Origin of the sequence: Burkholderia sp. MS389, from assembly GCF_016899425.1 — a bacterium.
In the GTDB taxonomy this organism is placed as follows: domain Bacteria; phylum Pseudomonadota; class Gammaproteobacteria; order Burkholderiales; family Burkholderiaceae; genus Burkholderia; species Burkholderia sola.
Window position 1 is genome coordinate 3,131,291 of sequence record NZ_CP045994.1, and the last position, 20,975, is coordinate 3,152,265.

20 protein-coding genes are annotated in these 20,975 nt (G+C 71.1%); 14 read left to right on the forward strand and 6 right to left on the reverse strand.

Annotated elements, in window-relative coordinates; all coding sequences use genetic code 11:
* Positions 1–103: 103 nt before the first annotated feature.
* Positions 104–820 (reverse strand): FadR/GntR family transcriptional regulator, encoded by a 717-nt coding sequence (locus GJG85_RS14560; RefSeq protein ID WP_050016675.1) that lies wholly within the window; start codon positions 818–820, stop codon positions 104–106.
* Positions 821–948: 128 nt separating this feature from the next.
* Here GJG85_RS14560 and GJG85_RS14565 point away from each other — a divergent pair, with 128 nt between their 5' ends.
* Genes GJG85_RS14565 through GJG85_RS14580 form a run of 4 tightly spaced genes read left to right on the forward strand, consistent with a single transcriptional unit; the run spans position 949 to position 5,661 of the window.
* The gene (locus tag GJG85_RS14565; protein WP_050016677.1) at positions 949–1,746 is read left to right on the forward strand and encodes a (Fe-S)-binding protein; all 798 of its coding nucleotides are present in this window, start codon (positions 949–951) and stop codon (positions 1,744–1,746) included.
* The gene (locus GJG85_RS14570) at positions 1,743–2,468 is read left to right on the forward strand and encodes an LUD domain-containing protein (protein ID WP_050016721.1); all 726 of its coding nucleotides are present in this window, start codon (positions 1,743–1,745) and stop codon (positions 2,466–2,468) included. Before GJG85_RS14565 ends, GJG85_RS14570 begins: the two co-directional genes overlap by 4 nt.
* Complete coding sequence (locus GJG85_RS14575; RefSeq protein WP_050016679.1) at positions 2,465–3,910, forward strand: LutB/LldF family L-lactate oxidation iron-sulfur protein; 1,446 nt, start codon at positions 2,465–2,467, stop codon at positions 3,908–3,910. Before GJG85_RS14570 ends, GJG85_RS14575 begins: the two co-directional genes overlap by 4 nt.
* A 50-nt stretch (positions 3,911–3,960) precedes the next feature.
* A complete protein-coding gene (locus GJG85_RS14580; RefSeq protein WP_050016681.1) occupies positions 3,961–5,661 on the forward strand; it encodes a lactate permease LctP family transporter in 1,701 nt (566 codons plus the stop codon).
* Between the two features lie 112 nt (positions 5,662–5,773).
* Here the strand turns inward: GJG85_RS14580 and GJG85_RS14585 are convergent, their stop codons facing one another.
* The 5 genes from GJG85_RS14585 to GJG85_RS14605 form a co-directional block, all read right to left on the reverse strand.
* Complete coding sequence (locus GJG85_RS14585) at positions 5,774–6,535, reverse strand: M48 family metalloprotease (protein ID WP_050016683.1); 762 nt, start codon at positions 6,533–6,535, stop codon at positions 5,774–5,776.
* Between the two features lie 203 nt (positions 6,536–6,738).
* A complete protein-coding gene (locus GJG85_RS14590; RefSeq protein ID WP_050016685.1) occupies positions 6,739–7,521 on the reverse strand; it encodes a glycosyltransferase family 2 protein in 783 nt (260 codons plus the stop codon).
* Between the two features lie 125 nt (positions 7,522–7,646).
* Positions 7,647–8,939: an endoribonuclease L-PSP gene (locus GJG85_RS14595; RefSeq protein ID WP_089488812.1), complete on the reverse strand. Its 1,293-nt coding sequence runs from the start codon at positions 8,937–8,939 to the stop codon at positions 7,647–7,649.
* A gap of 37 nt (positions 8,940–8,976) precedes the next feature.
* Positions 8,977–9,693: a 3-oxoacyl-ACP reductase FabG gene (gene fabG, locus GJG85_RS14600; protein WP_050016689.1), complete on the reverse strand. Its 717-nt coding sequence runs from the start codon at positions 9,691–9,693 to the stop codon at positions 8,977–8,979.
* A gap of 67 nt (positions 9,694–9,760) precedes the next feature.
* Complete coding sequence (locus GJG85_RS14605) at positions 9,761–10,045, reverse strand: phosphopantetheine-binding protein (protein ID WP_080334357.1); 285 nt, start codon at positions 10,043–10,045, stop codon at positions 9,761–9,763.
* Between the two features lie 536 nt (positions 10,046–10,581).
* On the opposite strand from GJG85_RS14605, the gene GJG85_RS14610 reads away from it, so the two are divergent.
* The 10 genes from GJG85_RS14610 to GJG85_RS14655 all read left to right on the forward strand — a co-directional run bounded on the left by GJG85_RS14610 (position 10,582) and on the right by GJG85_RS14655 (position 20,953).
* Positions 10,582–11,235: a hypothetical protein gene (locus GJG85_RS14610; RefSeq protein ID WP_050016692.1), complete on the forward strand. Its 654-nt coding sequence runs from the start codon at positions 10,582–10,584 to the stop codon at positions 11,233–11,235.
* Positions 11,236–11,294: 59 nt separating this feature from the next.
* Positions 11,295–13,037, forward strand: a complete 1,743-nt coding sequence (locus GJG85_RS14615; RefSeq protein ID WP_050016695.1) for an acyl-CoA synthetase family protein — start codon at positions 11,295–11,297, stop codon at positions 13,035–13,037.
* Entirely contained in the window at positions 13,034–14,011 is a 978-nt protein-coding gene (locus tag GJG85_RS14620; protein ID WP_089488815.1) for an acyl-CoA synthetase, read from the forward strand. Before GJG85_RS14615 ends, GJG85_RS14620 begins: the two co-directional genes overlap by 4 nt.
* Positions 14,008–14,658 (forward strand): outer membrane lipoprotein carrier protein LolA, encoded by a 651-nt coding sequence (locus tag GJG85_RS14625; protein ID WP_089488816.1) that lies wholly within the window; start codon positions 14,008–14,010, stop codon positions 14,656–14,658. The genes GJG85_RS14620 and GJG85_RS14625 overlap by 4 nt, the downstream gene beginning before the upstream one ends.
* Positions 14,658–17,132, forward strand: a complete 2,475-nt coding sequence (locus tag GJG85_RS14630; RefSeq protein WP_204383421.1) for an MMPL family transporter — start codon at positions 14,658–14,660, stop codon at positions 17,130–17,132. Before GJG85_RS14625 ends, GJG85_RS14630 begins: the two co-directional genes overlap by 1 nt.
* On the forward strand, positions 17,129–18,013 hold the full coding sequence (locus GJG85_RS14635) for a polysaccharide deacetylase family protein (protein ID WP_204383422.1): 885 nt from the start codon (positions 17,129–17,131) through the stop codon (positions 18,011–18,013). The genes GJG85_RS14630 and GJG85_RS14635 overlap by 4 nt, the downstream gene beginning before the upstream one ends.
* 63 nt (positions 18,014–18,076) lie before the next feature.
* Positions 18,077–19,300: a beta-ketoacyl-[acyl-carrier-protein] synthase family protein gene (locus tag GJG85_RS14640; RefSeq protein WP_089488818.1), complete on the forward strand. Its 1,224-nt coding sequence runs from the start codon at positions 18,077–18,079 to the stop codon at positions 19,298–19,300.
* A gap of 8 nt (positions 19,301–19,308) precedes the next feature.
* Positions 19,309–20,127 (forward strand): beta-ketoacyl synthase chain length factor, encoded by an 819-nt coding sequence (locus GJG85_RS14645; RefSeq protein WP_089488819.1) that lies wholly within the window; start codon positions 19,309–19,311, stop codon positions 20,125–20,127.
* Positions 20,124–20,627, forward strand: a complete 504-nt coding sequence (locus GJG85_RS14650; protein WP_050016710.1) for a hotdog family protein — start codon at positions 20,124–20,126, stop codon at positions 20,625–20,627. Before GJG85_RS14645 ends, GJG85_RS14650 begins: the two co-directional genes overlap by 4 nt.
* Positions 20,624–20,953, forward strand: coding sequence for a hypothetical protein (locus GJG85_RS14655; protein ID WP_050016711.1), 330 nt, complete (start codon positions 20,624–20,626; stop codon positions 20,951–20,953). The genes GJG85_RS14650 and GJG85_RS14655 overlap by 4 nt, the downstream gene beginning before the upstream one ends.
* The last annotated feature ends 22 nt before the right edge of the window (positions 20,954–20,975 follow it).

The following is a 20,975-nucleotide window of genomic DNA, read 5'->3' on the forward strand; positions in this document are numbered from 1 at the left end:
GCGCGCGGCTGACAAGGGGTTGCGATCGATTCTAGTGGGCGCCCGACGAACCGGTCAATTGGGCCGGCCCCGCAGGCCATCGCAGCCGCTGGTCCGACCAATCTCATGACGCATCGCCGCTGCGCTCGAAATGGCTGCGCACGTAGTCGATATGCGTCTGCATCGCGGTGCGCGCCTCTTCGGGGCGGTGCGCGCAAATCGCGTCGCACACCACCCGGTGCTGCAACAACAGCAACTCGGATGCCTGCTCGTCCTCCGTCGTCATCCCGGCCACGTTGATCGAAATGTGCTCGCGCAACATTCCGATCACGCTCGTATGCAGGTGCAGGAACATCGTGTTGTGCGACGCGAGCGCGATCGCCTCGTGCAGCTTCGCATCGGTCGCGGCTTCGACGGCCGCATCGTCGTTCGCGTGCGCGGTTTCGAGCTCGCGCAGCAGCGCGCGAATCCGGCGTCGGTCGTTCGCATCGGCGCGCAGCGCGGCGAAATAGGCGGTCGCGCCTTCCAGCACGCGGCGGAATTCGAGGATGTCGTCGCGCAGCGCCGGATGATCGGCGACCAGTTGGCCCCACGGCGACGCGATGCCGGCGCGCAACTGGTCGGTCACGTAGACGCCCGCGCCGCGCCGGCTCTGCAGCAGCCCGCGCGCGACGAGCCGCTGGGTCGCCTCGCGCACCGTATTGCGCGCGACGCCGTACTGCTGCGCGAGCACGCGCTCGGCCGGCAGCCGCGCGCCGGCCGGCCACGTGCCGTCGAGCAGTGCCGTCTCGATCTTGCGCATCACCACTTCGGTCCGGCCCCGTGCCGTCATCGCCGCCATCGTCGCGTCTCCCCGCGGAATGCATGCCGCCCCGATTGGCCCAACCAATTTGAGCTGCGGCGCGGACGGGGGAATTATGCAGCGAAATCGACGCTCCGCACGCCGGGTCGTCGCCTCTGGAGCGAGACATGAACCCACGGCCGTACCCCACCGCCCCCGCGCACGTCTATCTGTTCGCGACCTGCCTGGTCGACCTGTTCGTCCCCGAAGCGGGGCTCGACGCGGTCCGCCTGCTGGAACGCGAGGGCCTGACGGTCCACTATCCGCGCGGCCAGAGCTGTTGCGGGCAGCCGGCCTACAGCAGCGGCAATCCCGACGAGGCGCGCCGCGTCGCGGCCGCGCAGCTCGACCTGTTCGCGCAACCGTGGCCGGTGATCGTGCCGTCCGGCTCGTGCGCGGGCATGATCCGGCACCACTGGCCGGCGCTGTTCGCCGACGATCCCGTTCACGGCCCGAAAGCACGCGCGATCGCGGAGCGGACCTACGAACTCGCCGAATTCCTCATCCATGTGCTCGACGTGCAGCTCGACGCGGTCATGGCCGACGCCGGACCCGACGAACGCGTCGTGCTGCACACGTCGTGCGCGGCACGGCGCGAGATGGGCACGCGCGTGCACGGCGTCGCGCTCGTCGACGCGCTGCCGGGCGTGACGCGCATCGAACACGAACGCGAATCCGAATGCTGCGGCTTCGGCGGCACGTTCTCGCTGAAGCATCCGGACATCTCCGGCGCGATGGTGCGCGACAAGGTCGCGTCGGCGTGCGCGACCGGCTGCGACCGGCTCGTGTCGGCCGACTGCGGCTGCCTGCTGAACATCGGCCACGCCGCGGCCAAGGCCGGCGCGGCGCTGCCCGTCGAACATCTCGCGAGCTTCCTGTGGCGCCGCACGGCTGGCGCCGGCTCGCTGCGCGGAGCATCGAAATGAGCGCGCGCGACGCGATCCTCGCGCGGCTGCGCGCCGCCGCACCGGGCGTCGCGACGAACGCCGCGCCGGCGCTCGATGCACGCATCGACGCGCATTACGACACGCGCCGTGCATCGGCCGGCCCCGCCGCCGATGCACGCGTGCGGGCGATGCAGACGGCACTTGCCGCGTCGCACGCCGAAGTCTGGTGCGCAACCGCCGACGCATGGCCCGCGCAGCTCGCCGCACGTCTGGCCGACGCCGGCGTGCGCCGCCTGCTGCTCGACGCGGCCCGCGCCGAATCCGCGGCGCTTGCCCGCGCGCTGCCCGAGACGGTCGCGCCCGTGCCGTTCGACCGGCCGATCGACGCGTGGAAAACCGAACTGTTCGACACGATCGACGCGGGCTTCACCGTCGCGCGCTCGGGCATCGCGGCGACCGGCACCCTGGTGCTCGCGCCCGATGCCGGCACGCCGCGTACGGTGTCGCTGGTGCCGCCGCTGCACGTCGCGCTCGTCCATGCGAACACACTGCATGCGGACCTGCACGCCGCCGTGCACGCGGAGCGCTGGCCAGCCGGCATGCCGACCAACCTCGTGCTGGTATCGGGCCCGTCGAAGACGTCCGACATCCAGCAGACGCTCGCCTATGGCGCGCACGGCCCGCGCCGCCTGTGGGTCGTGATCGTCACCGATTCGGCCGCGCCGCCGGCCGCCCCCGCTTGCGAGGACCTGCCGCGATGAGCGACCACCCGCTGCAATTCGTCGCCCCCGGCGACTTCAAGACCCGTGCGCGCGCCGCGCTCGACGATCCGGCACTGCGCCGGAGCTTTCGCGGCGCGATGGACTTCCTGCAGGGCAAGCGCGCGACGCAATTCCCCGACGACACCGAGCTGCAGCAGCTGCGCGATCTCGGCGAAGCCGTCCGGCAGCACGCGCTCGCGCAGCTGCCCGCGCTGCTCGAACGGCTGGAGACGAAGCTCGCCGCAGCCGGCGTGCACGTGCACTGGGCCGAGACGGCCGCCGATGCGAACGCGATCGTGCTCGGCATCGCGCAGGCGAAGAAGGCGCGCCGCGTGATCAAGGGCAAGTCGATGGCGAGCGAGGAAATCGAGCTGAATCATTACCTCGCGGAGCACGGGGTCGACTGCATCGAATCCGACATGGGCGAATTCATCGTGCAGCTCGCCGGCGAGAAGCCGTCGCACATCGTGATGCCGGCGATCCACAAGACCCGCGGCGACATCGCCGAACTGTTCGAGGCGCACCTCCCCGGCGCGCGCTACACGGAAGACGTCGACGAGCTGATCCAGACCGGCCGGCGCGCGCTGCGCCGCGCGTTCGCGGAAGCGGACATCGGCCTGTCCGGCGTCAATTTCGCGGCGGCCGACACGGGCACGCTGTGGCTCGTCGAGAACGAAGGCAACGGCCGCCTGTCGACGACGGTGCCCGACACGCACGTGGCGATCATGGGGATCGAGAAGGTCGTCGAGAAACTCGAGCACATCGTGCCGCTGTCGAGCCTGCTCACGCGCTCGGCCACCGGCCAGGCGATCACGACCTACTTCAACCTGATCTCGGGCCCGCGCCGCGACGGCGAACGCGACGGCCCGCGCGAGCTGCATCTCGTGCTGCTCGACAACGGCCGCACGCAGGCGTACGCGGACGAACAGTTGCGCGCGACGCTGCAATGCATCCGCTGCGGCGCGTGCATGAATCACTGCCCCGTCTATACGCGCATCGGCGGCCACGCATACGGCACGACCTACCCGGGCCCGATCGGCAAGATCATCTCGCCACACCTGCTCGGCCTCGACGCGACGGCCGACCTGCCGACCGCATCGACGCTGTGCGGCGCATGCGGCGAGGTGTGCCCGGTGCGCATCCCGATCCCGCAATTGCTCGTGCGGCTGCGCACCGAAGCGAACCGCAAGCCCGACGAACCGGTCGCGCATCCGTTGCGCGGCCAGGGCGCGAACTACCACCGCACGGAAGAACTCGTGTGGCGCTTCTGGTCGGGCGCGTTCGCGCATCCGCGCGCGTACCGCGCGTTCCGCTGGGCCGCGACGCGCCTGCGGGCGCTCACGCCCGCGAAACAACTGGGCTGGACGCAGCACCGCACGCCACTCGAACCGGCGCCGCGCAGCCTGTCCGACCTGCTGCGCGCCCGCGGCCAGCCCGAATAGCGCATCCGCTTTCAAACCCGTACCCCGATAAATCCATGGAGGAGACAACCATGCAGGTTTGGCACCAGATCTACACCCCGCTCGGCAGCCTCGGGCTGTCGGCACTCGTCGCCGCGATTCCGATCATCTTCTTTTTCGTCGCGCTCGCCGCGTTGCGGATGAAGGGCCACGTCGCGGCCGCGATCACGCTGCTGCTGGCGCTCGGCGTCGCGATCGTCGCGTACGGCATGCCCGTGCCGCAGGCGCTCGCGGCGGCCGGCTTCGGCTTCGCGTACGGCCTGTGGCCGATCGCGTGGATCATCGTCGCGGCGGTGTTCCTGTACAAGATCGTCGTGAAGACCGGCCAGTTCGACGTCATCCGCGCGTCGGTGCTGTCGATCACCGACGACCAGCGGCTGCAGATGCTGCTGATCGGCTTCTCGTTCGGTGCGTTTCTCGAAGGCGCGGCCGGCTTCGGCGCGCCCGTCGCGATCACGGCCGCGCTGCTGGTCGGCCTCGGCTTCAAGCCGCTGCATGCGGCCGGACTGTGTCTGATTGCAAACACCGCGCCGGTCGCGTTCGGCGCGATGGGCATTCCGATCATCGTCGCCGGGCAGGTGACGGGCATCGACGCGTTCCACATCGGCGCGATGGCCGGCCGTCAGCTGCCGCTGCTGTCGCTCGCGGTGCCGTTCTGGCTCGTGTTCATGATGGACGGGCTGCGCGGCGTCCGGCAGACGTGGCCGGCCGCACTCGTCGCGGGCGGCAGCTTCGCGGTCACGCAGTACTTCACGTCGAACCACATCGGGCCCGAGCTGCCGGACATCACGTCGTCGCTCGTCAGCCTCGTGTCGCTCGCCGCGTTCCTGAAGGTCTGGCAGCCGAGCAGCGCGAAGCAGACGGCCGGCGGCATCGTCGCGTCCGGCGGCGGCGCGGCGCTCGCCGGATTCGGCGCGGGCGGCAACGGAGCGGGCACGAGCCGCCAGGCGTCGCCGTACACGCTCGCGCAAACCGTGCGCGCGTGGTCGCCGTTCCTGATCCTGACGGCCGTCGTCACCGTGTGGAGCATCGCGCCGTTCAAGGCGCTGTTCGCCGCGCACGGCGCGCTCGCGTCGACCGTGCTGAAGTTTCACGTGGCCGGGCTCGACCAGCTCGTCGTGAAGACCGCGCCGATCGCCGCGACGCCGAAGGCGCTCGACGCGGTGCTGAAGCTCGATCTCGTGTCGGCGGTCGGCAGCGCGATCCTCGTGACCGCGCTGATCTCGATGGCGCTGTTGCGGATGAAGCCGCGCGACGCGCTCGTCACGTTCGGCGAGACGCTGAAGGAACTGACGCGCCCGATCCTGTCGATCGGCCTCGTGCTCGCGTTCGCGTTCGTCGCGAACTACTCGGGGATGTCGTCGACGCTCGCGCTGATGCTGGCCGCGACCGGCGGCGCGTTCCCGTTCTTCTCACCGTTCCTCGGCTGGCTCGGCGTGTTCCTGACCGGCTCGGACACGTCGTCGAACGCGCTGTTCTGCTCGCTGCAGCAGGCCACCGCGCATCAGCTCGGCGTGCCCGAAACGCTCGCGGTCGCCGCGAACACGACGGGCGGCGTGACCGCGAAGATGATCTCGCCGCAATCGATCGCGGTCGCGTGCGCGGCGACGGGCCTCGTCGGCAAGGAATCGGAGCTGTTCCGCTTCACGGTGCGGCACAGCCTGCTGTTCGCGGTGATCGTCGGGCTGATCACGCTCGTGCAGGCGTACGTGCTGCCGGGGATGGTGCCGTAACCGGCGCGCAGGCAGGCCCCAAAGACAAAACCCCACGCCCGAACAACGGGCGTGGGGTTTTTCATGTCGCTTGCCGATCGCCGGCGCGGACGGCCGGCGATTCGTCGTGCGATCAGCTGCCCTTCGCGATGCGATCCTGGATGTGCTGCGCACGGCTCGACGACGACGGGTGCGAGCTCATCATCGAGCTCTTGCCGCCGTCCAGTTGCGCGAGCTTCTGGAACGCGGTGACGAGGCCCTTCTGGTTCATGCTCTTCTGCTTCATCAGGTCGAACGAGTAGTCGTCGGCCGCGCTTTCCTGCGTCTGCGAGAACTGCGCGTTGATGAACTTCTCGGTGATGTCGCCGAGTTGCGAGCTCGTCAGCGCCGCCACGCCCGGCGATGCCGCGCCGGCCGCGGTGCGCGCCGCGCTCACCGCGTACGCCGTCTGCATCGCCTTCTTCGAGTGACCGAGTGCGACGTGGCCCATTTCATGGCCGATCACGCCGCGCAGCTCGTCGTCGTTCATCATGTCCATCAGGCCGCTGTACACGCGCACGCAACCGTTGCCCATCGCCCACGCGTTGACGTCCTTGGTCATGTAGACCTTGTAGTTGATCTTCTGGCCGTTCAGCGTCATGTCGCCGAAGCCCTTCATCACCTTCGTCAGGCGCTTCGCGTACGCGCTGTTCGGCGCGGCGATCTTCGATTCGGCGTCGCTCGACTTGCACGACTCGTTCGACAGCGCGGCGATGTCGCTGTCCGACAGCGTCGCCGCCTTGTACAGGTTGGTCCCCGCCGACGTCAGGCTGTTCGCGTCAAGGCTCTGCACCCCGCCGCACGCGCTCAACAGAAACGCCACGCCACACGCCGCCACCGCTTTCTTGAGTTGCATCCCGGAATCCCTCGATAGTTGTATTTGGGAGCGGCGATTTTGCATAATCCGGCAGAAAATTACCAGTTGTTTACATCGGATGACACGCTCATTACTCAGCAGATTGACATGACGCGGCGATCTGGCCCCGGATTGACGACGAAAAGCATGGCAATCGCCGCGCCCGGCGCGGCGGCCGGCAACGAAAGCGGACCGGCCTTCGCTCAGGCCGTCCGGTCGCGGCGCCGCGTCAGGCGGCGCGCGACCAGCATCGGCAGCCGCATCGCGAAGCCGGCGAACAGGCGCAGGTGCATCCACGCAAGCAGCGCGTTGTCACGGCCGTAGTGAAAATGCGACACGCCGCCTTCGTGGCGGCCGAAATAGCGCACCGGCGCGTCGATGCGGATCGGGCGCACGCCGGCCCAGCACAGCCGCACGGCCGCTTCGGGATCGAAGTCGAAGCCGCGCATCCACGGCTGGCGCCGCATGATCGCCGCCAGCGGGGCGACCGGATACACGCGGAAGCCGTACAGCGAATCGCCGATCCCGGCCCACAGCGTCTCGAGGTCGGCCCACGCGTTCGACAGCCGGCGCCCCTGCACGCGCAACTGCGGCGCGCTGGCGTCGAACTTCGGCACGCCGAGCACCATCGCGTCGGGAGCGGCCTGCGACGCCGCCATGAACGCGGGAATCAGGTCGGCCGGATGCTGGCCGTCGGAATCCATCGTCAGCACGTGCGTGAAGCCGCTCGCGGCCGCCGCGTCGAGCCCCGCGAGCACCGCGGCGCCCTTGCCGCGATTCTCCGGCAGCACGATCACGCGCAGGCCGGGATCGCGCCCGGCCATCGCCTGCAGCCGTTCGGCGCTGCCGTCGGTGCTGCCGTCGACGACGACCCACACCGGATTCCATTGCGCGCGGGCATTGCGCACGGTCGTGTCGACCTTGGCGCCCGGGTTGTAGCTCGGAATCAGGACGAGATGGGTGGACGACGCGTGCAGCTTGGACATGGGAACAGCCGATGGGGAAGACGGGGAGCCTGACAAAAGTGTATGACTTGCCGACGAACGCCGGCACGCGTCGTCGACGCCGGCCGCAGGCCCGGCCGGCTGCCCGATCGCGAGGCGCTCGCGCTTCATGACAGCCACTCCATCGCATGACCGGCGCTGGCCTCGATCTCGACCAGCAGGTCGTCGCGACACACGTCCGCATGCACGAACAGCGGCCGAACGTGAGGACCGGCCGTGTCGCGCAGCACGCGATCGATCGCGGCCAGCGCCGCGGTGTCGCCGGCGTCGCGCACGTAGACGCGATAGTTCAGGTCGGCGAGCGAGAACGGGCCGTGCCCCTGCCGCGCGGCCTGCTCGAGCACGGCCGCGAGATTCGCGACCGTCTCGCGCGTCTGCGCGACGACGTCGCCGCGATGCACGGTACGGTGCCCGACGATGCTCGCGGTGCCCGAGACGAACAGCACCGGCGCCGCATGGTCGGCGGCCCACGCGGCCGCGCGCGCGAACGTCGGCGCACGCGGGCCGTACTGCGCCGGATAGTGATACGCGCTGACCTGACGCGGATTCTCGATGGAATCGGCCGGCGTGCGGCTCGCGAGGAAATGAATCGCGAGCGGCGCGGCCGGCGATGCTTCGCCCGCGACCGGCATGACCGAACCGAGCGCGCACGCGGCCGGCACGCTGCCCGTGAGCGCGCGTCGGCACGCATCGAACGCACGCTGACGACCGATATTGAACTGACGATAGCGCTCGATCCCGCGCTGCACCGCGTTGATCGCCGGCACGGTGTTCCAGATCCGCAGCGGATGCGGCGTGCCGAGCGTATCGAGCAGGTCGAACAGCGCGCGGTACGCGTCGAATGTCGCGCGTTCGAGCGGCGTGCCGCCGTCGTGCGGCGCGTCGTACGCCGCGTCCGTCTCGTGCACGACGAGGCTGCCGAACACGAGCCCCGCCGTTTCGCTGTAGCGGTAGTGCAGCGCACCGCGCCGTTCGCTGCGCAGGTCGTGCGCATCGCATTGCCACAGTTCGCAGACGGCATCGCCCGGTGCGGCTTCGGCACCGAGCAGCGTCATCTGCACCGGGGCGACCGGCAGGTCGGGCGCGGCATCGGTCAGCATCCGCGCCAGCGCCTGCGCGCGCGACGCGTGCTGCGCGCCCGGTGCGCCGATGCACACCGCACCCAGCGCGCCGGGAAACACGCGATCGAGTCCGTCGCCCCGGCTGCGCGCGTCGTGCAGCAGCGCGACGAGCCGCGCATCGCTCATCTGGACGAGCCGCAGTGCGCGGCCGCCGACGTGCGCGAACGCCGGGGCGACGGGCAACGGCGAACTTGGGCGCCGTTCGGCGTGGGCTGGATGCACGGACACTTCGATTTCCTCACTATGCGGCGCAGGCCGCGCGACCACGCGGCACTGCACCGCGTTGCGTTACGTCAGGCCAACGCGGCGCGCTTCGTCACGCGAGCCCGCCGTTGACCGACAACACCTGCCCCGTCACATAGGCCGCGGCGTCGGACACCAGGTACGCGACCATCGCCGCGACTTCGTCGGGCCGGCCCGCGCGCTGCGCGGGCACGAGCTGCTTGATGCGTTCGGCGGGAAACGCGTGCTCGGCCATCGGCGACGCGATGATGCCGGGCGCCACCGCGTTCACGGTAATGCCACGCGACGCGAGCTCCAGCGACAGCGACTTCGTCGCGCCGATCAGCCCCGCCTTCGCGGCCGCGTAGTTGGCCTGCCCGCGATTGCCGGTCACGCCGGCCACCGACGCGATGTTGACGATTCGGCCGCGCCGCGTACGGATCATCGGCAGCAGCAGCGGCTGCGTGACGTTGAAAAAGCCGTTGAGCGTCACGTCGATCACGCTGTGCCATTGCCGGCGCGACATGCCGGCCATCGGCGCGTCGTCGTGAATGCCCGCGTTGTTGACGAGGATCTGCACCGGCGCATCGTCGATGAACGGCTGCAGCGCGGCGAGCGTCGCATCGGCATCGGTCACGTCGAACGCGATCGCGTGCGCGGCGCCACCGGCCGCGACGATCTGCTGCGCGACGGCCTCCGCCTGCGCGAGATGGCGGTTCGCCTGCACCCACACTTCATGGCCGGCCTGCGCGAGCGCCGTGCAGATTGCCTGCCCGAGTGCGCCGCTGCCGCCCGTCACGAGCGCCCGCATCGAATGGCTCCGTTCATCGCGTTGTCACCTCGATCGACGCGGCCGCGTCGTCCGTCGAGCGCCGTCGTCACTTCGTGCGATGCGCGGCGACGTAGGCCGCCAGCGCACCGAGCGTCGCAAAGATCTTTTGGTTGTCCGGATTGTCCGAGCGCAGTTCGAAGCCGTATTTCTTCGAAATCAGCAGCGCGATTTCCAGGATGTCGATGGAGTCGAGCCCGAAACCTTCGCCATACAGCGGCATGTCGGCCGTCACTGTGTCGAGCGGGACGTCGTCGAGATTCAATTCGCCGATGATCAGCGTGGCGAGCTCTTGTTCCAGTGCGTTCATCATGGGTGCGTGCAGGCGGCCCATGGCAGCGGGAGGTGCACGGAAACGGCAACCGTCGGGCACGCCCGGCGCGTGCGAAATCTCCGTCCCTCCGGCGTCTGCCGGCTTCCCCGCCTGCGTCGTTGGGGATCGTTTGTAAAAGTTACGCGGATTCTAGAGGAAGGGTATCGGGTCGTATACCGCGAATGGTTACAAGACTGGCGAGCCATCGCCGCGGCCCGTTTCGGGCGCGAACGCACGAGACGCTTGAGCCGCTTTGGATGGAAATGGACCGACCCCGCGAAATCGTTCGTCCGGTGCCATACAATCCGTTACAAAACCCGGTCGCCGCCGCCCCGAACCCGCGCGGCAGCGGCCCTAAAATGAGCGTGCCCGACCAGCGGCCCGGACCCGCGTCCCGGCCACCATTCATATGATGTTTGACGGCCCGCTCCGCGTCCGTCCACGATCCGCCCGATGTTTCCAGTCATGCCGCATCCGCCCTTGCGCGCCGTTCCGGTTCGCCCGCCCGTCAGCCGCTGCAGCCCGGCCGCCGACCGCCGCGCGCCCGGAGGCCACCGATGAGCCGGCTGCTGGCCGTCGTGCGCGGTGTCGCCGCAGTCGGCGCCGTGGCCGCCTACCAGGCCGGCGCGCACTACGCGAGCGCGACACCCGGCGCGCACGGCTTCGGTCTCGCGATGGCGCTCGTGCCGCCGCTGCTGCTCGCGCTGGGCGCGGCGCTGCGCTCGCCACGGCGCGCGTGGTTCGTGCCGGCCTGGCTGCTGGTTGCCGCCGCGCTGTGGGCCGCGCGCGCGCCGCTCGCGCGGCACTTCGAATGGGGCCTGTATCTGGAGCACGCGAGCTTCAACGTCGCGATGGCGCTGCTGTTCGGCCGCACCCTCGTGGCCGGCGAGGTGCCGCTGTGCACGCGCTTCGCGGCGATGATCCACGGCACGGTCACGCCGGCCGTCGCGCGCTACACGCGGCGGATCACGCTCGCGTGGACGCTGTTCTTCGTCGCGATCGCCGCCGTGTCGACACTGCTGTTCGCGACCGCGTCGATCGTCACGTGGTCGACCTTCGCGAACTATCTGTCGCTGCCGCTCGTCGCCGTGATGTTCGCGGCCGAGCATGCGTGCCGGCGTTTCGCGCTGCCGCACGAGCCGCGGCCGCGGATGGTCGACGCGGTGCGCGCGTATCGCGCGTCGACCCACGCATCGCAGGGCTCGCGATGAATTCATGACCGGCGCGGCCCCGCGGCCGCGCCGGCCTTCGTTTCCGTCTTGACCGATTTATGCCGACTCACCCGCTGGTATTCCATTCCTCGCCGGACCAAACGATCGCCTGGCGCGACGGCGCGCCCGTCACCGTGCGCGCGTTCGTCGCCGACGTCGCGCGCGTGGCCGCCGCGCTGCCCGCCGGCGGCCACGTGTTCAACGTGTGCCGCGACCGCTATCGCTTCGCGGTCAGCCTGTGCGCGGCGCTCGTCGCCGGCAGGATCAGCCTGCTGCCGTCGACGCACACGCCGGAAATGGTTCGCCAGCTCGCGTCGTTCGCACCCGACGCGTTCTGCCTGCACGACGCGCCCGATTGCACGATCGACCTGCCGCGCTTCGCGTATCCCGACGCCGCGCCCGGCGAACCGGCGAGCGACGCGCCGTTCGCCGTCCCGCAGATCGATGCGGCGCGGATCATGGCCTATGTGTTCACGTCCGGCTCGACCGGCGAGCCGGTGCCGCACCGCAAGACCTGGGGCTTCCTGGTCGGCTGCGTGCGCGCGGCGGCCGATCGCCTCGGCCTGCTCGACGGCCGCGCGGCCACGCTGATCGGCACGGTGCCCGCGCAGCACATGTACGGCTTCGAGTCGACGGTGCTGCTCGCGCTGCTCGGCGGCCTCGCGCTCAGCAACCGCCAGCCGTTCTACCCGAGCGACATTCGCGACGAACTCGACGCGATCCCGCAGCCGCGCGTGCTCGTCACGTCGCCGATCCACCTGCGTGCGCTGCTGTCGGCCGGCCATGCGCTGCCGCGCGCGGCGCTCGTGCTGTCGGCCACCGCGCCGCTGTCGGAAAAGCTCGCGTGCGAGGCCGAGGCCGCGCTCGGCGCGCCGCTCGTCGAGATCTACGGCAGCACCGAGACCGGCCAGATCGCGACCCGTCGCACGTCGCAAGGCGCGGCGTGGGAACTGTTCCCGGATATCCGGCTCGACGCGCGCGACGCACCGGGCGGCGACGACAGCGGGCCGACCGTGTGGGTATCGGGCGGCCACGTCGAGGCGCCGGTGCCGATGGGCGATGCGCTCGAACTGCTCGGCGACGGCCGGTTCCTGCTGCACGGCCGCAAGGCCGACCTCGTCAACATCGCCGGCAAGCGCACGTCGCTCGCGTACCTGAACCATCAGCTCAACGCGATCCCGCAAGTGGTCGACGGCGTGTTCTTCATGCCCGACGAAGCGGCGCCGGTGCACGGGGACACGGCGCTCGAACCGGTCACGCGGCTCGTCGCGCTCGTCGTCGCGCCGACGCTCGCGCCCGCCGATCTGCAGCGCGCGCTGCGCGAGCGGATCGATCCCGCGTTCATGCCGCGCCCACTCGTGTTCGTCGATGCGCTGCCGCGCAACGAAACGGGCAAGCTGCCGCGCGACGTGCTGGCCGCGCTCGTCGCGCAACATGCACGCGCGACGGCCGCGCCGCCGGCCGAGCACGACCCGGCCGGCCCACCCGCGCTCGCGTTCACGATCGCCGCCGACCATCCCGCGCTGCCCGGCCACTTCCCCGGCCATCCGGTCGTGCCGGGCGTCGTGCTGCTCGATCACGCGATCCATACGATCGGTGCGGCGCTGAACCGTCCGCTGCACACGTGGCGGCTCGGGTCCGCGAAATTCCTGAGCCCGGTCGCGCCCGGCGAACCGCTCGCGCTCGCGTACGACGCCGCGGCCAGCGGCGCGATCCGCTTCACGGTGCGCGCCGGGTCGCGCGAGGTCGCGACCGGCGTGCTGTCCGCACCGCCGGCCGCGCAGGACGGCGCGCAGCGATGAAGCGCACCGCATGGGCCGAGCGCCAGGAGCGCAGCAATGCGAGCCTGCTGCGCGCGATGACGTGGATCTCGCTGCGCTTCGGCCGACAGCGCGCGCGCATCGTGCTGCACCTGATCGCGACGTATTTCGTGCTGTTCTCGCCGGCCGCGTGCGCGGCGTCGCGCGACTACCTGCGCCGCGTGCTCGGCCGCCCCGCGCGCTGGCGCGACGTGTACCGGCACGTGTTCACGTTCGCGGCGACGATTCACGATCGCGTCTACCTGATGAACGGGCGCTTCGACCTGTTCGACATCCGGCTGCACGGCGAAACGCTCGTCGACGCCGCGCTCGCGGATGGGCGCGGCGCGTTCCTGATGGGCGCGCACCTCGGCAGCTTCGAGGTCGTGCGCGCGATCGGCCGCACGCGTCCGGACCTGCGCGTGGCCGTCACGATGTACGAGCAGAACGCGCGCAAGATCAATGCGACGCTCGCCGCGGTGAATCCGGCCGCGCAGCCGGAGGTGATTCCGCTCGGGCAGGTCGACTCGATGCTGAAGGTGCGCGAGCGCCTCGACGCGAACTGCATGGTCGGCATGCTCGCCGATCGCACGCTGCTCGACGACGCGGCCGCGTCGCTGCGGCGCGTGACGCTGCTCGGCGCACCGGCCGCGTTTCCGCTCGGGCCGCTTTACATGGCCGCGATGCTGAAGCGCCCGGTGATCTTCATGACGGGCCTCTATCGCGACGGCAACCGCTACGATGTGCACTTCGAAACGCTCGCCGATTTCTCCGACGTGCGGCGCGATACGCGCACGGCGGCGGTCGATGCGGCGCTCGCGCGCTACGTCGCGCTGCTCGACAAGTACTGCCGCGCGGCGCCGTACAACTGGTTCAACTATTTCGATTTCTGGAAGGACGGCGATGCCGCGGCTGCGCGCCGCGAGACGGTGCACGCCGGCGCCGACCTGCCCGCCACGAGGGATTCCGACGCATGACCGCCGTTCGCCGCCGCCCGTTCCCGTTCCCGTTCTCGTCGCACCGCATCGTCCGCGTGGCGCGCGTGCTCGCCGCCACGGCCACCGCGATCGTGCTGGCCATGCCCGCACACGCAGCCGATGCCGGCTCGGCGTGGACCCTCGACCGGCTGATGTCGACGCTCGCGCAGCACAAGTCGGGCCGCGCGACCTTCACCGAGACGAAAACCCTGTCGATCGCCGCGCAGCCGATCGAATCGTCGGGTGAACTGATGTTCGTCGCACCCGACCATCTGGAAAAGCACACGCTGAGCCCGAAGCCCGAACACCTCGTCGTCGACGGCGACATGCTCACCGTCGAACGCAACAACCGCAAGTACACGCTTGCGCTCGCGCGCTATCCGGAACTCGGCGCGTTCATCGACAGCATCCGCGCGACGCTGGCCGGCAACCGCTTCGCGCTCGAACAGGTGTACAAGGTCGCGCTGTCCGGACGCGGCGACGACTGGACGCTGACGCTCACGCCGCTCGATTCGCGGATGCTGAAGGTCGTCAGCACGATCACGCTCGACGGCACGCGCGACGTGTTGCGCAGCGTCGCGATCCGGCAGGCCGACGGCGATCGTTCGGTGATACGCCTGCAACCCGTCGCGGCGGACGCGAACTGATGGACGATCGTACGCGCCCGTCCCCCATCGCCCGCCGCGTGCCCGCATGGCGGCAGCGCGCGGTGCTCGTATGGCTGCTCGCGCTCGTCGCGTGCGGCATCGCGATCGGGCGCACGCACTTCACGGCCGACCTGTCCGCGTTCCTGCCGAATGCGCCGAGCGCCGGGCAACGCGTGCTCGTCGACCAGTTGCGCGACGGCATCGTGTCGCGCCTGATCCTCGTCGCGATCGACGGCGGCGACGCGCGCACGCGCGCCGCGCTGTCGCGGCGTGTGGCCGGCACGCTGCGCACCGATCCGCAGTTCGCGGCCGTGCACAACGGCGAAGCCGCGAACGACGCGCGCGACCGGCAATTCATCTTCGACCATCGCTATCTGCTGAGCCCGGCCGTCACGCCGCAGCGCTTCAGCGCCGACGGCCTGCACCAGGCGCTCGGCGACAGCCTCGATCTGCTGGGTTCGTCGGCCGGCCTCGTCGCGAAGGCGATGCTGCCGCGCGACCCGACCGGCGAAGTCGCCGCGCTCGTCGACGGGCTCGACAGCGCGGCCGAACCGGCGAGCCGCGACGGCGTGTGGGCGTCGCGCGACGGCACACGCGCGGTGCTGGTCGTGCAGACGGCCGCCGCCGGCTCCGATACCGACGCGCAGGCCCGCGCGATCGACGCCGTGCGCCGCGCGTTCGCGGCCGCGACGCAGGCCGTGCCGAACGCGCACGCCGCGACGCTCGCGATGACGGGCCCCGGCGTGTTCTCGGTCGACACGCGCGACACGATCCGGCACGACGTCGAACGGTTGTCGGCGGCGAGCATCGTGCTGATCGTCGCGCTGCTGCTCACGCTGTACCGTTCGCTGCGCACGCTCGCGCTCGGCCTGCTGCCGGTGCTGACCGGCGTCGCGGCCGGGATCGCGGCGGTCGGCGTCGCGTTCGGCACCGTCCACGGGCTGACGCTCGGGTTCGGGACGACGCTGCTCGGCGAAGCCGTCGACTATTCGATCTACCTGTTCGTGCAATCGGCGCGGGCCGGCACGCGCGGCGCCGCGCGCCCGGCCGACGCGACGCGCGCATGGGTCGCCGCGTACTGGCCGACGATCCGGCTCGGCGTGCTGACGTCCGTGTGCGGCTTCGCGTCGATGCTGTTCTCCGGCTTCCCGGGCCTCGTGCAACTCGGGCTCTATTCGATCGTCGGGCTGACGGCCGCCGCGCTCGTCACGCGCTTCGTACTGCCGCACCTGCGCGGCGAGCGTGTCGCGATCCGCGACGTCTCGCGCGTCGGCGCCGTGCTCGCGCGCGCGGCCGGCGCCGCGCCGCGGCTGCGCTGGCCGCTCGCGGTGCTCGTGGTCGCCGCGTGCGCGACGCTCGCGCTGCATCGCGACGGCCTGTGGAGCCGCGAGCTCGCCGCGCTCAGCCCGGTGCCCGCGCCGGCGCAGGCGCTCGACGCGCGGCTGCGCGCCGATGTCGGCGCACCCGACGTGCGCTACCTCGTCGTGATCGCCGCGCCGACCGAACAGGCCGCGCTCGAAGGTGCAGAAAAAGTCGCCGCGCAGTTGCAGCCGCTCGTCGACCGGGGCGCGCTCGGCGGTTTCGAAAACCCCGCACGCTACCTGCCGAGCGATGTCGCGCAGCGCGCGCGCCAGGCGAGCCTGCCCGATGCGGACGCGCTCGCCGCACGGATGCGCTCGGCCGTCGCGCACCAGCCGATCGCGGTAAAGCCCGACCTGTTCGCGCCGTTCCTCGCCGACGTCGATGCCGCGCGCCACGCGCCGCTGCTCACGCGCGCGGACCTGCGCGGCACGTCGATGGCGCTCGCCGTCGATGCCCTGCTGACCGAGCGCGACGGTCGCTGGAACGCGATGCTGCCGCTGCGGGCGCCGGACGCTACGCGCGCGAAGCAGCCCACATCGAGCCTCGACGCCGCGCCGATTCGCGCCGCCGTCGCGCGCGCGGGCGTGCCCGATGCGCTATTCGTCGACATGAAGGCCGAAGCCGATCGCCTGTACGTGAGCTACGTGCACGAGGACATCCGGCTGTCGCTCGCAGGATTCGCCGCGATCGCCATGCTGCTGCTGATCGCGCTGCGCTCGCCGCGCCGCGCCGCCCGCGCACTCGCCCCGCTCGTCGCGGCCGTGCTGGTCGTGACGGCCGGCTTCGCGCTCGCCGGCGTGCCACTGACGATCCTGCACCTCGTCGGGATGCTGCTGATCGTCGCGGTCGGCTCGAATTACGCGCTGTTCTTCTGCCGGCGCGACGACGCGCAGCCCGTCACGCCGTACACGCTCGTGTCGCTCCTGATCGCGAACCTCGCGACGGTCGCCGGCTTCGGGCTGCTCGCGCTGTCGCGCGTGCCGCTGCTCGAAACCTTCGGGCTGACCGTCGGCCCCGGCGCGATGCTCGCGCTCGCGTTCGCGGCGATTCTCGCGCCGCGCGCAGCGGGCACGGCGGCGCTCGGCAATCGTGAACGAGGAGGCCGCGCATGAACGTGCCACCGCTCATTCCGCCGCGCGATGTCGGCGACGCACGGCGCTGGAAACCCACGCCGCTGATCGCCGGCGCCGCCGCATTGCACGCGGGCGCGGCCGCGGCCGCGATCGCGCAACCGGCCACGTGGCCGTGGGCCGTCGGCGGCGTGGTCGCGTCGCATCTCGCGCTGACCGCGGCCGGCCTGTGGCCGCGCAGCACGCTGCTCGGCCCGAACTGGACACGCCTGCCGGCCGGCGCGGGCCGCCGCATCGCGCTGACGATCGACGACGGCCCGGACCCGGACGTCACGCCGCGCGTGCTCGACCTGCTCGACCGTTACGACGCGCGTGCGACGTTCTTCTGCATCGGCGATCTCGCGCGCCGCCATCCTCACTGGATCGAGGCGATCGTCGCGCGCGGCCATGCGGTCGAGAACCACAGCCAGCGGCACCGCCATACGTTCTCGCTGTCGGGGCCGGCCGCGCTGCGCCGCGAGATCGCGGCCGCGCAGCAGACGCTGACCGACCTCGCCGGCACGCGCCCGCTGTTCTTCCGCGCGCCGGCCGGCCTGCGCAATCCGTTTCTCGAACCGGTGCTGTGCGAATTCGGCCTGCAACTGGCGAGCTGGACGCGGCGCGGCTTCGACACGCGGGCGCACGACGCCGCGACCGTTACGCGCCGCCTGCTGCACGGGCTCGACGCGCGCGACATCCTGCTCGTGCACGATGGTCACGCGGCGCGCGATGCGCGCGGCGAACCGGTCGTGCTCGACGTGCTGCCCGCGGTGCTGCGCGCAGCCGCCGACGCGCAGCTGCACTGGACCACGCTGCGCGCGGCGCTGGCGCCCGAACCACCCGGCCAGCCGGGCGTCCCGGCACCCCCATTTGATAAAATCTGACCTCGAACGGCGCGCGTGCCAGCCCTGCTGCAGCGCCCGTTCCGGCCACCGGATGCGACCCTCGTGAACCCTCTCCTGCTCTCGCACTTCACCGCCACCAGCTGCATCGGCCGCGGCCTCGACGCGACCCTCGATGCGTTGCGCGACGCCCGCGGCGGGCTCGTGCCGTGCAATTTCGAGCGTGCGGATCTCGACACGTGGATCGGCGCGGTGGACGGCGTCGATGAGCAGCCCGTGCGCGCCGATCTCGCCGACTTCGAATGCCGCAACAACCGCCTCGCGCAACTCGGCCTGACGCAGGACGGCTTCGACGCGCGCGTCGCGGCGGCGGTCGCACGCTACGGCGCCGCACGCGTCGGCGTGTTCGTCGGCACGAGCACGGCCGGCATCCTCGAAACCGAACGCGCGTATCAGCGCCGCGACCCGGCCGGCGGCGCGCTGCCGGCCGATTTCCGCTACGCGCACACGCACAACCCGTATTCGCCGGCCGCGTTCGTGCGCGCGTATTTCGCGCTGCGCGGACCGGCGATGGCGATCTCGTCTGCGTGCTCGTCGGGTGCGAAGGTGTTCGGCTCCGCGCGCCGCATGATCGAGGCCGGGCTGATCGACGCGGCCGTCGTCGGCGGCGTCGATTCGCTGTGCCTGACCACGCTGTACGGCTTCAACTCGCTCGAACTGCTGTCGCGCGAGCCGTGCCGGCCGTTCGACGTCGCGCGCGACGGCATCTCGATCGGCGAAGCCGCCGCGTTCGCGCTCGTCGAACGCGTCCCTGCCGCGCCCGCCGCGCTCGACGGCGACGCGATCCTGCTGCTCGGCATCGGCGAATCGAGCGACGCGCACCACATGTCGTCGCCGCATCCTGAAGGGCTCGGCGCGCGCGCGGCGATCGAGCAGGCGCTCGCTTCCGCCAGCCTCGGCGCGCACGACATCGACTACGTGAACCTGCACGGCACCGCGACGCCGAGCAACGATGCGGCGGAAAGCCGCGCGCTCGGCGCGCTGTTCGCCCGCACGCCGTGCAGTTCGACGAAGGGCGCGACCGGCCACACGCTCGGCGCGGCCGGCGCGCTGGAGGCGATCGTCGCGGCGCTCGCGCTGCGCGAGCAGTTCGTGCCGGCCGGCGTCAACACGACGCAGCCCGACCCGGCGCTCGCAGCCGATTACGTGCTCGCGAGCCGCGACACGCGCGTGCGCGCCGTCCTCTCCAATTCGTTCGGCTTCGGCGGCACGAATTGCAGCCTGATCTTCGGTCGCACCCAGCATGCGGCCGGTCGCGCTCGCCGTTGAGGCCCGCCATGACGCTCACCGCCTTCATCGAAAGCATCGGCCTCGTCGGGCCGGGATTGAACGACTGGCCGCACGCGGCCGACGTGCTCGCGGGCCGCGCGCCCTACGTGCCTGCCCGCACCGAGCTGCCGCCGCCGGCCGGGCTGCCGTCCGCCGAACGGCGCCGCACGGGCCCGGTCGTGCGCACCGCGCTCGCGGTCGGCCACGAAGCGGTGGCCGCGAGCGGCCGCGACGCCGCGACGCTCGCGACCGTGTTCAGCGCGTCCGGCGGCGACGGCCAGAACTGCCACGCGATCTGCGAAACGCTGGCCGACGACGATCGCCAGCTGTCGCCGACCCGCTTCCACAATTCGGTGCACAACGCGCCGGCCGGCTACTGGAGCATCGCGACCCGCGCGACGGCGACGTCGAACGTGCTGTGCGCGCACGACGGCAGCTTTGCCGCCGGCCTGCTCGACAGCCTGTGCCAGGTCGTCGTCGATCGTGTGCCGAGCCTGCTGATCGCGTACGACACCGATTATCCGGAACCGCTGCGCACGGTGCGGCCGATCGGCGACGCATTCGGCGTCGCGCTCGTGTTCGCGCCGGAAGCGAGCGAACGCGCGCTCGCCCGCATCGACGTGCAGCTCACCGATGCGCCCGCGACGACGCTCGCGCATGCCGGACTCGACGCGCTGCGGGCCGGCAATCCGGCCGCCCGCGCGCTGCCGCTGCTCGATGCGCTCGCCGCGCGGTGCTCGACGCGCGTCGTGCTCGACTACCTGGACGATACGCGCGTGCAAGTCGACGTCGCGATCTCCGAATCCTGTGCGGAGCGCGCGCGATGACCGCACCGGTCGGATTGCCCCCGCCGCTCGACCATGCGTGGATTGCCGCGCACATTCCGCATGCCGGCGCGATGTGCGTGCTCGATTCGGTCGATGCATGGGATGCCGAACGAATCCGCTGCACCGCGACGAGCCACCGCGATCCGCACAACCCGCTGCGCGCGCACGGGCGGCTCGCGTCGGTTTGCGGCATCGAATATGCGGCGCAGGCGATGGCCGTGCACGGCGTGCTGCTCGGCGCGCACGAAGCGCGTCCGCGCGTCGGCTATCTCGCGAGCGTGCGCAACGTCGACGCGTTCGTCGACCGGCTCGACACGTTCGAAGCGCCGCTCACCGTCGACGCGCAACGCGTCAGCGGCGACGGCCGCTCGGTGCTGTACGGCTTCGCGCTGCGCTGCGGCGAGCGCGTGCTGCTGTCCGGCCGCGCGGCGGTGATGCTCGACGCATCGGCCGCCGGCGCGCTTCAACCGGCGCCTGCCGGCAACACGAATCCTCGATGACGAGGCTTACCTCAAGGAAACCGGTCGTGAAAGTTCGTCAGTTCATTGGCGCAGCGCTCGTTCTGGCGCTGCTCAGCCCGCTCGCACACGCGGACATGTCGGAAGTGAAGCAGGACATCAAGCGCGATTCGAAGGAAGCCGCGCACAAGACCGGCGAGGCCGCACGCAGCTTCGGCCACGCGACCGCAAGCGCCGCGAAGGCGGTCGGGCACGGCGTCGCGCATGCGTCGCGCGAAGGCTGGGAAGCCACCAAGCGCACGACGAAGCGAATCTTCCACAAGAACGACGCGGGCGAGTCGGCTGGAAAGGGCGAAAGGAACGACTGATCGCGCATCCCGCGCGCATTGC

What these genes read in the sequence shown, in the direction of transcription:
- GJG85_RS14560 (WP_050016675.1), bottom strand. Translation starts at nt 820, where the DNA reads ATGGCGGCGATGACGGCACGGGGCCGGACCGAAGTGGTGATGCGCAAG.
- GJG85_RS14565 (WP_050016677.1), top strand. Translation starts at nt 949, where the DNA reads ATGAACCCACGGCCGTACCCCACCGCCCCCGCGCACGTCTATCTGTTC.
- GJG85_RS14570 (WP_050016721.1), top strand. Translation starts at nt 1,743, where the DNA reads ATGAGCGCGCGCGACGCGATCCTCGCGCGGCTGCGCGCCGCCGCACCG.
- GJG85_RS14575 (WP_050016679.1), top strand. Translation starts at nt 2,465, where the DNA reads ATGAGCGACCACCCGCTGCAATTCGTCGCCCCCGGCGACTTCAAGACC.
- GJG85_RS14580 (WP_050016681.1), top strand. Translation starts at nt 3,961, where the DNA reads ATGCAGGTTTGGCACCAGATCTACACCCCGCTCGGCAGCCTCGGGCTG.
- GJG85_RS14585 (WP_050016683.1), bottom strand. Translation starts at nt 6,535, where the DNA reads ATGCAACTCAAGAAAGCGGTGGCGGCGTGTGGCGTGGCGTTTCTGTTG.
- GJG85_RS14590 (WP_050016685.1), bottom strand. Translation starts at nt 7,521, where the DNA reads ATGTCCAAGCTGCACGCGTCGTCCACCCATCTCGTCCTGATTCCGAGC.
- fabG (WP_050016689.1), bottom strand. Translation starts at nt 9,693, where the DNA reads ATGCGGGCGCTCGTGACGGGCGGCAGCGGCGCACTCGGGCAGGCAATC.
- GJG85_RS14605 (WP_080334357.1), bottom strand. Translation starts at nt 10,045, where the DNA reads ATGGGCCGCCTGCACGCACCCATGATGAACGCACTGGAACAAGAGCTC.
- GJG85_RS14610 (WP_050016692.1), top strand. Translation starts at nt 10,582, where the DNA reads ATGAGCCGGCTGCTGGCCGTCGTGCGCGGTGTCGCCGCAGTCGGCGCC.
- GJG85_RS14615 (WP_050016695.1), top strand. Translation starts at nt 11,295, where the DNA reads ATGCCGACTCACCCGCTGGTATTCCATTCCTCGCCGGACCAAACGATC.
- GJG85_RS14620 (WP_089488815.1), top strand. Translation starts at nt 13,034, where the DNA reads ATGAAGCGCACCGCATGGGCCGAGCGCCAGGAGCGCAGCAATGCGAGC.
- GJG85_RS14625 (WP_089488816.1), top strand. Translation starts at nt 14,008, where the DNA reads ATGACCGCCGTTCGCCGCCGCCCGTTCCCGTTCCCGTTCTCGTCGCAC.
- GJG85_RS14630 (WP_204383421.1), top strand. Translation starts at nt 14,658, where the DNA reads ATGGACGATCGTACGCGCCCGTCCCCCATCGCCCGCCGCGTGCCCGCA.
- GJG85_RS14635 (WP_204383422.1), top strand. Translation starts at nt 17,129, where the DNA reads ATGAACGTGCCACCGCTCATTCCGCCGCGCGATGTCGGCGACGCACGG.
- GJG85_RS14645 (WP_089488819.1), top strand. Translation starts at nt 19,309, where the DNA reads ATGACGCTCACCGCCTTCATCGAAAGCATCGGCCTCGTCGGGCCGGGA.
- GJG85_RS14650 (WP_050016710.1), top strand. Translation starts at nt 20,124, where the DNA reads ATGACCGCACCGGTCGGATTGCCCCCGCCGCTCGACCATGCGTGGATT.
- GJG85_RS14655 (WP_050016711.1), top strand. Translation starts at nt 20,624, where the DNA reads ATGACGAGGCTTACCTCAAGGAAACCGGTCGTGAAAGTTCGTCAGTTC.